The organism is Arthrobacter sp. K4-10C (assembly GCF_059090085.1).
The window spans coordinates 80,000-92,649 of record NZ_JBNHFI010000014.1; the positions used below are offsets into that span (position 1 = coordinate 80,000).

A 12,650-nucleotide genomic window follows, 5' to 3' on the forward strand; every position below is an offset into this window, starting at 1 on the left:
GTGCTGTACTCAACAACCACCCCGGAGCAGAAACGGATCCAGTTCCGCGAACTCCTCGCGTCCGGGACCATCGCGCAGTTCCCGGGCGCGTTCAACCCGCTCTCAGCCCGGCTGATCCAGGAAAAGGGCTTCGAGGGCGTCTACATCTCCGGCGCAGTCCTGGCCAACGACCTCGGCCTGCCCGACATCGGTTTGACCACCCTGACCGAGGTCGCGACCCGGGCCGGGCAAATCGCCCGGATGACCGACCTGCCCGCCATCGTGGACGCCGACACCGGCTTCGGCGAACCCATGAACGTGGCACGCACAGTGCAGGAAATCGAGAACGCGGGCCTGGCCGGACTGCACATCGAGGACCAGTTCAACCCCAAGCGCTGCGGCCACCTGGACGGCAAGAACGTGGTGGACCTGGACACCGCCACCAAACGCATCAGAGCCGCAGCCGACGCCCGCCGCGACCCGAACTTCCTGATCATGGCCCGCACCGACATCCGCGCCACCGACGGACTCCAGGCAGCCAAAGACCGTGCCAAAGCCCTCGTGGACGCCGGCGCCGACGCGATCTTCCCCGAAGCCATGCGCGACCTCGCCGAATTCCAGGCAATCCGCGACGCCGTCAGCGTGCCCATCCTCGCCAACATGACCGAATTCGGCAAAAGCGATCTCTTCACCACCCGGCAGCTCCAGGCCGTGGGCGTCAACATGGTGATCTACCCCGTCACCCTGCTCCGTAGTGCCATGGGCGCCGCCGAGCGTACGCTGGACTCGATCAAGGCAGACGGAACGCAGGAAGCACAGGTTGGCAGCATGCTGACCCGTGCACGTTTATACGAATTGGTTGACTACGAGGGGTACAACCGGTTCGACACGGGGGTCTTCAACTTCCAGGTACCCGGGGAGCACTGACCCGACCACGTGCCGGCTGCCGCCGGCATCCCAACAGGCGACAGGAACAAAGGAGTTTTCAGCATGGCTGAACAGGACATCAAAAAAGGTCTCGCCGGCGTCGTGGTGGATTACACGTCCGTCTCCAAGGTCAACCCGGACACCAACTCGCTGCTCTACCGCGGGTACCCCGTACAGGAACTTGCGGCCCGCTGCAGCTTCGAGGAAGTAGCGTACCTGCTCTGGAACGGGGAACTGCCCACGCAGGAGCAACTGGCGGAATTCACTGCCAGGGAACGCGCGGGACGCGCCCTGGATCCGGTGGTGAAGCAGGTGATCGATGCCCTCCCCGATACGGCCCATCCCATGGACGTCTGCCGGACGGCCGCCTCGGTCATGGGCGCCCGCCACCACCTCGCGGAAGACTCATCCCGCGAAGCCAACATGGCCAAGGCCGTGGACCTGTTCTCGGCGATGCCGGGGGTTGTGGCCTATGACCAGCGGCGGCGACGTGGCCAGTCCCCCGTTGAACCCCGCAACGACCTCGGCTACTCTGCCAACTTCCTGTGGATGACCTTCGGCGAGGAGCAGGTCCCTGAAGTGGTGGAGGCCTTCAACGTCTCGATGATCCTCTACGCCGAGCACTCCTTCAACGCGTCCACGTTCACGGCACGCGTGATCACGTCCACGCTCTCGGACCTGCACTCCGCGGTCACCGGGGCCATCGGCGCGCTGAAGGGACCGCTGCATGGCGGGGCCAACGAAGCGGTGATGCATACGTTCGACGAGATCGGGATCCGCCCCCAGGAGTCCCTGGAGGAAGCATCCGCCCGGGCGAAGGCATGGATGGAAAACGCCCTGGCCCAGAAGAAAAAGGTCATGGGCTTCGGTCACCGCGTGTACAAGCACGGTGACTCCCGTGTCCCCACCATGAAGGCCGCCCTGGACAAGATGGTTGCCCACTATGGCCGGCCGGAGTTGCTGGGCCTCTACCAGGGCCTGGAGAACGCCATGGACGAGGCGAAAGGCATCAAGCCCAACCTGGATTACCCGGCGGGGCCCACTTACCACCTCATGGGGTTCGATACAGCGACTTTCACGCCGCTGTTCGTGGCCAGCCGGATCACGGGCTGGACCGCCCACATCATGGAGCAGCTGGATTCCAATTCCCTGATCCGGCCGCTGAGCGAGTATGTGGGCGCCGAGGAGCGGCACCTGGCCTAGCGCCGCCAGGAGAAGTACGACGACGTCTTGTCCCTCGGCGCGCAGGCGGCCGCCCGGCCGCCGGCTGGCTGGGTGCAGTACGTCTAGGGCAGCAAACTTTCGGACGACGCGACGGTTTCGTTGTCCGTGTCCAGGGTGACGACGACGTTGACGCGGCCGCCCTCGAGCACCACCGGCAGCCAATGGTCGGCGTCCTGCCACATGCGGTCCACCGGCAGGCTCCGGACCCGGAACCACTCCGGCACGATCTCGTCGCTTTCGGCCGGTTCACCCTGCCAGCTCCTGGCGGTGAAAAGGCTGGTGTCCATGTTCCACTCCGGGCGCGCCGGAAAGACAAAACGGACAGAGCCGGCATCCACCAGGTCCTCCAGGCACACCGAGACGCCCGTTTCCTCGTAGACCTCACGGATGGCTGCTTCCCGGTCGCTCTCCCCCGGCTCCACGTGGCCGCCGATCCCGACAATCTTTCCCTTGCCGAAGCCGGTGCGTTTCATCCCGAGCAGCACCTCTGCGCCCTCCGGCGTCTCCCGGAGGAGGAAGCACAGTGTGACGGCGGCGCCTTGGCCGCTCATCCGATCGCCCGGGGGTGCGCGGCGGCATAAATTTCGCGCAGGGTGTCGGCCGTGACCAGCGTATAAACCTGCGTTGTGGTCACGGACGCATGGCCCAGGAGTTCCTGGACCACGCGGACGTCCGCCCCGCCCTCGAGCAAGTGGGTGGCGAACGAGTGCCGGAGGGTGTGGGGCGACACGTCCTTGGTGATATTGGCTTTATCGGCGGCTGCCTTCAGGATGGTCCAGGCACTCTGGCGGCTGATCCTGCCTCCGCGGGCGTTAAGGAACAGTGCCGGCGTGCCCTTGCCCTTTGCAGCCAGCAGGGGTCGGCCGCGCACCAGGTAGGCATCCAGCGCGCGGGCTCCGTACGAGCCCAGCGGGACCAGCCGCTCCTTGGACCCCTTGCCGAAGAGGCGCACGATGGCCGGACCCGCTTCGGGCTCCGCCAGGGAGATATCGTCCACGTCCAGGCCTACCGCCTCGCTGATCCGGGCTCCGGTGGAGTAAAGGAACTCCAGCAGGGCACGGTCCCGCAGCCCGGTCGCGGTGTCCGTCCCGGCCGACTCGAGGATCCTGGTGACCTCATCCACGCTGATGGCCTTGGGCAGCCGCTTGCCTGCCATCGGTGGATGGACGTCGCTGGCGGGGTCGGCGGGCGTGTAGCCTTCCAGGGCCCAGAACTTGTGCAGTCCACGGACGGCAACCACCGTCCGTGCCGCAGACCGGATACCCAGCGCCGAACCGCCGTCGGACCCGTCCGAAAGGGCGCGGACGTAGCCGGTGACGTGGTGACGCGTGATGTCTTCCGGCGCCACGCACCCGGCGGCCTCGAGGTAGCGGGCATACCGGGCAAGGTCCCGCCGGTAGGCCGCAAGGGTATTGGCTGCGAGCCCCCGCTCCACGCCCATGTGCTGAAGGTAATCCGTGATTCCCCGGGCAATTGGTCCGGGAACAGCAACTGCTGCCGCCTTTTCCCCCGGCGGGACCGCGACGGCGGGCGGCGCGGTTTCTGCCAGGGGAACGGTTTCAGCAGAAGGATCGGGAACCATCAGCACTGGCTGGGGTGCGCCGGCCACGGTGCGTCGGCAGGACGAAGGCCTGCATAGCCGTCAGCCCGCGCGGCGGCGGCAGCAAGGATTCCGACGACGGCCGACGGGTTGTGGAGCCGGCCTGCCAGTACGGAGGCCACGGCGTCGTCCAGGCCGATCCAGTGGAATTCGATCTCCGCTTCCTCGTCCGTCCGCTCGTGGCGGTCGTGGTGCGGAACCTCGGTGAGGCCTCGGGCCAGGTAGATGCGGATGGCTTCGCTGGAGGAGCCGGGTGAGTTGAAGACATCGGCGAGCACGTTCCAGGTGCCTGCCGCCAGGTCGGCTTCCTCGGCGAGTTCACGGGCTGCTCCCACCACAAAGTCTTCACCCTCGACGTCGAGCAGGCCCGCCGGGATTTCCCACAGATCCATGCCCACGGGGTGCCGGTACTGCTTGAGCAGGAGGACCTCACCCTCGGCATTCATGGGCAGGACAGCAACCGCACCGGGATGGTCGATGTAGTCACGCGTCAGGGCATCACCGGACTCCTGCAACTGGAAGGTGTCGCTGACAACGTCCCAGATCCGGCCCTCGTAGACCTTCTCGGTGGACAAAAGACGGCGCGGGCTCGGTGCATCCGAAACCTGTCCTGTGGCAGGGGTGGCTTCAGGTGTACCGGGCATCGCGCCGTCCTTTTTCTGTTGTGGGAACTACTTAGCGGCTACCGTACCGGACGGCTGGGCTTCCGGAGCACCAGCAGCGGCGGCGGCAGTGGCCGTGTCGGCACTGTCCGGCTGGCCGCCGCCCTGGTGGTCCAGGGCTGCCCTGACCAGTCCGGCGAACAGCGGGTGCGGGCGGGTGGGGCGGGAGCTTAGCTCCGGGTGCGCCTGCGTTGCCACGTAGTACGGATGGACCTCGGCGGGCAGCTCCACGAACTCCACCAGCTTGCCGTCGGGCGAGGTACCGGAGAAGACGAGGCCCTCGGCGGCGATCTGCTCGCGGTACTTGTTGTTGACCTCGTAGCGGTGGCGGTGCCGCTCGCTGACGGTGGTCTTGCCGTATGTTCCGGCGATGACGGATCCTTCGTCAAGCTTGGCTTCATAAAGGCCCAGGCGCATGGTCCCGCCGAGGTCGCCACGGCCCTCGACATACTCGAGCTGCTCTTCCATTGTGGCAATCACCGGGTACTTGGAGTCCGGCTCGAATTCGCTGGAGGAGGCGCCTTCGAGTCCCACCACGTTGCGGGCGTATTCGATCACCATGCACTGCAGGCCAAGGCAGAGCCCCAGGACGGGCAGCTTGGTTTCGCGGGCGAACTTCAGCGCACCCAGCTTCCCTTCCAGGCCGCGGATGCCGAAGCCGCCGGGGACGCAGATGGCGTTGACGCCGTCGAGCGCCTTGATGGCCCCTTCGCGTGTCTCGCATTCGTCGGACGGCACCCAGCGGATCTTCACCTTGGTGTCGTTGGCGAAACCGCCGGCGCGCAGGGCCTCGGTCACCGACAGGTAGGCGTCCGGGAGGTCGATGTACTTGCCCACCAGGGCGATCTCGACGTGGTGCTTGGGGTTGTGCACGGCCTCCAGCAGCTTGTCCCAGCTGGTCCAGTCCACGTCCTTGAACGGCAGGTCCAGGGCGCGCACGATGTAGGAGTCCAGGCCCTGGGTATGCAGGGTCTTGGGGATGTCGTAGATGCTGGGGGCATCGGCGGCGTTGACCACGGCGTCGATGTCGACATCGCACATGCGGCCGATCTTCTCGCGCATCGCGTCGGGCACTTCGCGGTCCGAGCGGATCACGATGGCCTCGGGCTGGATGCCGATGGAGCGCAGTGCTGCAACGGAGTGCTGCGTGGGCTTGGTCTTCAGTTCCTGCGACGGTCCGATGTACGGCACCAGCGACACGTGGAGGAAGAACACGTTGGTGCGGCCGATGTCCTGGCGGACCTGGCGGGCGGACTCGAGAAACGGCTGGGACTCGATGTCGCCCACGGTGCCGCCGATTTCGGTGATGATCACGTCGGGGGCGTTCTTCCCTTCGGCGGGCAGGCGCATACGCCGCTTGATCTCGTCCGTGATGTGCGGGATGACCTGGACGGTGTCACCGAGGTATTCGCCGCGGCGTTCCTTGGCGATGACCGTGGAGTAGACCTGGCCGGTGGTCACGTTCGCCGAGCCCTCAAGGTTTTCGTCCAGGAAGCGCTCGTAGTGCCCGATGTCCAGGTCGGTTTCTGCGCCATCGTCCGTGACGAAGACTTCACCGTGCTGGAAGGGGTTCATCGTGCCCGGATCCACGTTCAGGTAGGGATCGAGCTTCTGCATAGTTACAGACAGGCCGCGTGCCCGCAGCAGGTGGCCGAGGCTTGAAGCCGTCAGTCCCTTGCCGAGCGAGGACGCCACACCACCGGTGACGAAGATGTGTTTGGTCGTCTTGGACGAGCCCGGGAACCGGGAATTTACACGGGAATTTGATCGCTGCACCACGGAATTCGAGCCTATCATCAATTGAGCCTTCCACGGATCGAACGAAACTGTCCCCCAAACGTTCCAGTCTGCAGGTCCGGCCGCCCGCGGATCAAGGGTTCGGGCGCTTGTGCTTGCCGGACATCCGGTGCGCCGGCTGCACAGGCAGCGCCGTCAGCCCCGCTGGGGCAGGAGTTTCGCGTCGTCGAGCAGTTCCTGCGCGTGCGCCTGGGCAGATTCCGAATCTTCCTGGCCAGCCAGCATGCGGGCAAGTTCGCGGACCCGTTCGGGGCCGTCGAGGAGGCGCACATCACTGGAGGTGAACCCGGTGGCCGTGCCGCCGTCGGCTCCCCTGACAGAGGTTTTGGTGACGGTGATGTGCTGGTCCGCGAAAGCCGCAACCTGGGGCAGGTGGGTCACCACCAGCACCTGCACATGCCGGGCCAACATGGCCAGCCGCCGGCCGATTTCGACGGCGGCGCGTCCGCCCACGCCGGCGTCCACTTCGTCGAAGACAAACGTGGGCACTGGATCCACCGCGGCCAGCACCACCTCGATGGCGAGCATCACACGGGATAGTTCACCGCCGGAAGCACCCTTGCCCAGCGGCCGGGCCGGCGCGCCGGAATGCGGCTGCAGGAGGAAGCTGATTTCGTCCGCCCCGTGCGGGCCCAGCTGGGCGGCCGGCTCAAGTGTGATCACCAGGGTGGCATCAGCCATGGCCAGAGCTTTCAGTTCCGCGCTGACGCGTGCCGAAAGGTCCTTGGCAGCCTTGGCCCGGATCTTGCTGATGGCAGCGGCCTGCTTCTTCAAGTCTGCCTCTGCCCGGACCACCTCGGTGTCAAGGGCCTCGATCCTGGAGGAATCATCCTGCAGTTCGTCGAACCTGACCCGGGCGTTTTCCGCCCACTCCAGCACCTCGTCGATGGTGGGGGCGTATTTCCGGACCAGTTTGGCCAACGACGCCCGCCGGTCCTCGATCTCCGCCAGCCGTTCCGGTCCCTCGGAGTCCAGGCCGGCCTGGTAGCTGGCCAGTTCGGTGGCAATATCGTTGAGCAGGAAACCCACCTCGGCGAGGCGGGCGGCAGCCGATCCCAGTTCGGCGTCGTGTTCGGCCACGTGTTCCAGGGTCCGCTTGGCAGCATCCACCAGGGTGGTGGCATCACTTTCTTCGCCGAAGTCCTCGGCGATCAGTGCCTGGTGGGCCGTGCTGGCCGCGATGCGCAGCTCTTCGACATTGGCCAGTTTAACTGCCTCGGCCTTCAGCAGCTCGTCCTCCCCCGGCTGCGGATCCACCTCGTCGATTTCGGCCAGGGCCGTCTGCAGCGATTCGGCCTCACGCAGCCGGTCTCGGGCGGCGCTGCGCAGCGCGTCCAGCTCGGACTGGGTGGCTTTCCAATGGTTGTACAGGTCCTGGTACGCCGCCAGCGGCCCGGCCAGGGCCTCACCCGCGAACTTGTCCAGGGCACCGCGCTGCGCCGTGGCACCTTTCAGCCGGATCTGGTCCGACTGGCCATGCACCACCACCAGGGTTTCGCCGATCTCGGCCAGGACACCCACGGGGGCGGCACGGCCGCCCAGGAAAGCCCGGCTCCGGCCATCGGCACCCAGGCGGCGGGCCAGGATCAGCTCGGCCCCGCCGTTAAACTCTTCCGCTTCGGCGCCCGCATCCAGCGCCCGGGCGACGGCCGGGTGCCCGGCGTCCAGCTTCAGCACAGCCTCGGCCGTGGCGCTCTTCGCCCCGCTCCGCACGGCGCCCGCATCCGAGCGTGCGCCCAGCAGCAGCCCTACGGCGGTCACCACCATGGTCTTGCCGGCACCGGTTTCGCCGGTCACCACGCTCAAGCCCGGGCCCAGCGGCAGGGTTGCGTCGGTGATGACGCCGAGATCGCGGATTCTCAGTTCTTCAAGCATGGCTTCACTTTGCGGTCGACGGATCAGTGTCAGCATCGGGCCGGCCAGACTCCGGCACCTGGAGCGGGGGCATGGGCCGCGGCGTCCGGACGATGGGGATGGGCCCGGTGTGGATGGCCTCGGCCTTGGGCACCGGCCCGCGCCAGCCGTGGATGGGCAGCTCGAACTTCCGGACCAGCCGGGCGGAAAACGGCGTCTGGTGGGTCCGGGCCAGCCGGACGGGCGTAGCCGACTTTGTGACTTCCACCCGGGCGCCGGGCGGAAGGTCCACGGAACGCCGGCCGTCGCACCAGAGGACTCCCTGGGCGTCGGTGCGCCCCAGGACCTCCACTGCGAGCTTTGAGCGGGGCGAGACCACGAGGGGTTTGGCGAAGAGTGCGTGCGCGCTGATCGGGACGATCACCAGGGCCTCCACCTCGGGCCAGACCACAGGGCCGCCTGCAGAAAAGGCGTAGGCCGTGGAGCCCGTGGGGGTGGCGAGCACGATGCCGTCGGAGCCGAAGGACGTAAGTGGGCGTTCATCTACCTCGGTGACAACCTCGAGCATGCGCTCCCGGTTTGCTTTTTCGATCGCGGCCTCGTTAAGTGCCCAGGTGTGCCAGATCTTCTGGCCGCGCACCCACACCTGGACGTCGATGGTCATCCGTTCTTCCACGGTGTAGTCGCGGCTGGCGATCCATTCCACGGTCTGGGCCAGATCCGCCCGCTCGCTCTCAGCCAGGAATCCCACGTGGCCCAGGTTGACGCCCAGCAGCGGTACGTCCACCTCACGGACCAGTTCCGCCGCGCGCAGGATGGTGCCGTCGCCGCCCAGGACCATCACCAGTTCGACGTCCGGCAGCTGGATATGGTCGTGGAGCACCTCCACAGGCTGGGCCAGGTGCCCGAAGAACCGTTCCATGTCCCCCAGCTCGGACTCCTGCATCACCGGGACAATACCCGAGGCGTGCAACAGGGCGCAGGCCTCCCAGGCGGCCTTCAGTGATTCCTCGCGGCCGGTGTGGGCAAGGACCAGTACACGCCTGCTCATCAGGTTCCGCTCTCTAGTGGTTGGGCCAGATACTTCCGAGCAAGGCAGCTACTGCTGCCTCCCGCTCTTCGATCTTAGGCAAGTCTTGGCTGATCCTGCGCTTTATCCACAGGAAGTACTCGACGTTTCCGTCCTGGCCGGGCAAGGGACTGACCGCCAGCCCGCACAGGGCCAGGCCGGCGTCAAGCGCTGCCAGCGCGACTTTTTCCACGGCCAGGCGGCGTTCGCGCTCCGACGTGACCACGCCGGTGCGGCCCAGCCGATCCTTGCCGATCTCGAACTGCGGCTTCACCATCAGGACCAGGTTCCCGCCGGGTTCCGTGCACTGTGCCAATGGCTGTACCACCAGGGTGAGCGAGATGAAGGACAGGTCGGCAACGGTCAGCGCTGCCGGTCCGCCGATGTCCTCCGGTGCCATGTAGCGGACATTCATGCCCTCGTGGACCGTTACGCGGGAATCGCTGCGGAGGTGCGGCACCAGCTGGCCATGTCCGACGTCGACCGCCACCACGGATGCCGCGCCGCGCCGCAGCAGGACGTCCGTGAAGCCGCCGGTGGAAGCTCCGGCGTCGAGGCACCTTTTGCCTTGTGCCGACACTTCCGGAAAAGCGTCCAGCGCGCCCGCCAGCTTGTGCCCGGCACGGCTGGCGTAGGAGTCCTGTTCATCGTGTACGACGGCGAGGTCGCTGTCGTCGTCAACCTGCAGGGACGCTTTTCCCAGCACCTTGCCCGCCGAACTGACTTTTCCTTCGGCAATCAGGGCAGCCGCATGGGTGCGTGACCTGGCCAGCCCGCGGGCCACCAGGGCCTGGTCGAGGCGTGCCGACATCAGGCTCCGCCTTCCGTGGGTTCGGCGTTCAGCGCTACAAGGAGCTCGTCATGGAGCCTGTTGTAGGCTGCTTCGTGCTCCGCCACGGGAACCTGGGGCAGGGACTCCAGCCGGGCGATGGCCTGCGCAACTGCAGGATCGGTAATCCCGGCATCGCCTGCCTGCGGCCAGTCCGGGAAAGGCTGGGCTGCTGCTGGGTCGGGTCCGGTCAGCTCAGTCATTCAACCAGTCTAATGATCCAGCCACGCAAGTTTTGGCGCCTGCGGTGCCGCGGCGCCCGGGGTGGCAGCCCACCATGCGGCACAGGCTGCGCGCCAGGAATCGAGGTTGTCCTGGCTGCCAATGATGCCCACCGCTCCGTTGGCCACGCGGGCGGTGGCCTTCCCGCAGACGTAGGTACCGTCGTCGTGCGTCACTTCGGGGTAGGGCTGGTACAGGTCCGGCAGCGTTTCAATAATGTAGTCCGGCCGCTCGGCGGCACGTGCGGCCAGTATGGTCTGGCGGGTATCGACGCCGGTGAGGACCGCTACGGTGGCGAAGCCGGCGTTGTTGCCGCCCAGGATGTCCGTGTCCAGCCGGTCGCCCACCACCAACGCGCGCTCGGCGCCCAGCCGCTTGGCGGCGGTGTGGAATAGCGGTGCTTCCGGTTTTCCTGCCACGAGGGGCTTTTGTCCGGTTGCCGCGGCCACGGCTGCCACCAAGGTGCCGTTGCCGGGAGCGATTCCCCGCGCCTGCGGTATGGAGAGGTCCGTATTGGTGGCCACCCAAAGGGCTCCGGCAGATACCACGTAGGAAGCTTCGGCCAGTTCCTTCCAGCCGATCTCCGGGTTGAAGCCCTGGACCACTGCCACCGGGTTCTCGTCCTGGCTGTAGGCCGGGACCAGGCCCACCAGTTCGATCTCGTGCGCCAGCGCCGGGCTGCCGGTGATCAGGATCCGTGATCCCGGCGCCAGCCTTGACGCCAGAAGTTCCGCTGCCGCCTGCGATGAGCTGACCACCTGGCTGTCTTCAGCGGGAGCACCCAGGTCACGCAGGTGCGCTGCAACCTGCGCAGGAGAACGTGACGCGTTGTTGGTGACGTAGCCCAGCCCCACGCCGAGACCGGACAGCCGCTGCAGCGACTCCACCGCTCCGGGAATCGCGTGGGGACCCGCGTAGACCACCCCGTCCAGATCGGACAGGAGCGCATCGAACAAGGAGATCAGCGAAACTTCGGTCATTCGTGTCAGTCTTCCCGGCTGTCCTGGTTGCCCGCGTCGTCGTCGCCTGCACCGCCGGTTTCCACGGCGTCGTCCAGCTCGTCGTGCTCCACCGAGTCCTCATCCGACTCTGCGTCGTCGGAAACGAAGTAGTCCGCTTCCTGGTCATCGACTTCCCGGTCGACACTGCTGGTTTCCTGCTCCCCTTCGGAACCCGCCACGATGCCCTCGTGGGTGCTTGTGGAGGTGCCGGCGTCGGCCGTGGCTTCTCCGGTTGAAGCGGCGGCGGTTGCCGTCTGGTTGGCCACGGAGGCGCGCTCCAGGTGGCGGCGGCGCTCTGCTTCCTCGCGGGCTTCTTCCTCTTCGTCCCAGCCGAGGTCGATGATGTCGGGCTCTTCGTCGATTCCCTGGCCCAGTGCGTTTTCGGCTACGACGGCCTGCTTCTGCCACTTGTCCGCTTCAGCTTCACGGCCCACGGCTGCAAGGGCATCAGCGTAGGCACGGAAGAGCCGGGGGCTGTAGGAGAACGCCCGGTTCATGTCCAGCTGGGGAATTTCCAGCTCAGCGACGGCGGCGTCCAGCTGCCCGAGGTCCCTCCTGGCCCCTGCAGCCACAATCGCCAGCTCCACCTTGCCTGGGGCGTCCAGGTCCTGTGCTTCCTCGGAACGTGCCACGTCCAGTGCGCGGTCCGGGCGGCCCAGGCCCCGCTCGCAGTCGGCCATAACCGGCAGGTGCACATTGGACCCGCTGATGCGCCGGTAGGTGCGGAACTCCCGAAGCGCCTCGCCGTAGTGGCCTGCCGCATATGCTGTGAGGCCTACGGCTTCACGGACTGCAGCGAGCCTGCCGCCACGGCGGCTTGCTGCCAGTGCGTGCTGGAACGCGAGCTCGGGCTCTTCGTCGATCAGGCGCCCGGCCATGACAAGGTGGCGGGCAACCCACTCCGCGCTCCTCGCTTCGAGGGTCTTGATCTGGTGCTGGGTAGCGCGGTCCAGCTCCTTGCCCGTAACGTCCTCGTCAATTTCAGGAGAGCGTTCCCGGTCAGGGCGGTTGGCGCTGCGGATGTCGCGGACGTTGGGCACGCGCGTGGGCCTGTCCTCCTGGCGGTCGCGATCAAACCTGCGGGGCCCGGCATCGCCGCGCGGTGCTCCGCCGCGGGGAGAACCCCCACGTTGTGCGTCGCCGCGATCGAAGCCCCGGTCCTGGCGGTCCTGGCGATCGCCGAACGGCTTGCGGTTGTCACCACCGCCGAAGGCGCGGCGGTCACCGTCACCTTCCCGACGCGGACGATCACCAAAAGGCTTGCGGTCACGGTCACCGAAAGGCTTCCGCTCGCCACCGCCGAAGGTGCGCCGGTCGCCGTCGCCCTCGCGACGCGGACGATCACCAAAAGGCTTGCGGTCACGGTCACCGAAAGGCTTCCGCTCCCCGCCGCCGAAGGTGCGCCGGTCGCCGTCGCCCTCGCGACGCGGACGATCACCAAAAGGCTTGCGGTCACGGTCACCGAAAGGCTTCCGCTCCCCGCCGC

General features: G+C 66.9%; 13 protein-coding genes. 3 read left to right on the plus strand and 10 right to left on the minus strand.

The window, feature by feature from the left end; all coding sequences use genetic code 11:
- Together prpB and AC5RUU_RS18215 are read left to right on the plus strand one after the other, a co-directional pair.
- Window positions 1-906 (plus strand): methylisocitrate lyase, encoded by a 906-nt coding sequence (gene prpB / locus AC5RUU_RS18210; RefSeq protein ID WP_493976611.1) that lies wholly within the window; start codon window positions 1-3, stop codon window positions 904-906.
- 63 nt (window positions 907-969) lie between these two features.
- Window positions 970-2,109, plus strand: coding sequence for a bifunctional 2-methylcitrate synthase/citrate synthase (locus AC5RUU_RS18215; protein ID WP_493976612.1), 1,140 nt, complete (start codon window positions 970-972; stop codon window positions 2,107-2,109).
- An 83-nt stretch (window positions 2,110-2,192) separates the two neighbouring features.
- On the opposite strand, the gene AC5RUU_RS18220 is transcribed toward AC5RUU_RS18215, so the two are convergent.
- From AC5RUU_RS18220 to AC5RUU_RS18265, 10 genes are all read right to left on the minus strand, one after another.
- Window positions 2,193-2,681 (minus strand): 8-oxo-dGTP diphosphatase, encoded by a 489-nt coding sequence (locus AC5RUU_RS18220; RefSeq protein ID WP_493976613.1) that lies wholly within the window; start codon window positions 2,679-2,681, stop codon window positions 2,193-2,195.
- Complete coding sequence (gene xerD, locus AC5RUU_RS18225) at window positions 2,678-3,712, minus strand: site-specific tyrosine recombinase XerD (protein ID WP_493976614.1); 1,035 nt, start codon at window positions 3,710-3,712, stop codon at window positions 2,678-2,680. Before xerD ends, AC5RUU_RS18220 begins: the two co-directional genes overlap by 4 nt.
- Window positions 3,712-4,374, minus strand: a complete 663-nt coding sequence (locus AC5RUU_RS18230) for an NUDIX domain-containing protein (RefSeq protein ID WP_493976615.1) — start codon at window positions 4,372-4,374, stop codon at window positions 3,712-3,714. Before AC5RUU_RS18230 ends, xerD begins: the two co-directional genes overlap by 1 nt.
- Before the next feature lie 27 nt (window positions 4,375-4,401).
- Complete coding sequence (gene pyrG / locus AC5RUU_RS18235; protein WP_493976616.1) at window positions 4,402-6,189, minus strand: CTP synthase; 1,788 nt, start codon at window positions 6,187-6,189, stop codon at window positions 4,402-4,404.
- Window positions 6,190-6,324: 135 nt separating this feature from the next.
- Entirely contained in the window at window positions 6,325-8,064 is a 1,740-nt protein-coding gene (gene recN / locus AC5RUU_RS18240) for a DNA repair protein RecN (protein WP_493976617.1), read from the minus strand.
- A gap of 4 nt (window positions 8,065-8,068) precedes the next feature.
- Window positions 8,069-9,094, minus strand: a complete 1,026-nt coding sequence (locus AC5RUU_RS18245; protein ID WP_493976618.1) for an NAD kinase — start codon at window positions 9,092-9,094, stop codon at window positions 8,069-8,071.
- A 13-nt stretch (window positions 9,095-9,107) separates the two neighbouring features.
- Complete coding sequence (locus AC5RUU_RS18250; protein WP_493976619.1) at window positions 9,108-9,923, minus strand: TlyA family RNA methyltransferase; 816 nt, start codon at window positions 9,921-9,923, stop codon at window positions 9,108-9,110.
- Complete coding sequence (locus AC5RUU_RS18255; RefSeq protein WP_493976620.1) at window positions 9,923-10,144, minus strand: hypothetical protein; 222 nt, start codon at window positions 10,142-10,144, stop codon at window positions 9,923-9,925. Before AC5RUU_RS18255 ends, AC5RUU_RS18250 begins: the two co-directional genes overlap by 1 nt.
- Window positions 10,145-10,153: 9 nt before the next feature.
- Window positions 10,154-11,143, minus strand: a complete 990-nt coding sequence (locus AC5RUU_RS18260; RefSeq protein WP_493976621.1) for an HAD-IIA family hydrolase — start codon at window positions 11,141-11,143, stop codon at window positions 10,154-10,156.
- A 5-nt stretch (window positions 11,144-11,148) separates the two neighbouring features.
- Window positions 11,149-12,204 carry a hypothetical protein gene (locus AC5RUU_RS18265; RefSeq protein ID WP_493976622.1) on the minus strand — a complete coding sequence of 352 codons (1,056 nt, stop codon included), beginning with the start codon at window positions 12,202-12,204 and terminating at the stop codon, window positions 11,149-11,151.
- A 90-nt stretch (window positions 12,205-12,294) separates the two neighbouring features.
- On the opposite strand from AC5RUU_RS18265, the gene AC5RUU_RS18270 reads away from it, so the two are divergent.
- A partial coding sequence (locus AC5RUU_RS18270) for a hypothetical protein (RefSeq protein ID WP_493976623.1) occupies window positions 12,295-12,650 on the plus strand: 356 nt, incomplete at its 3' end.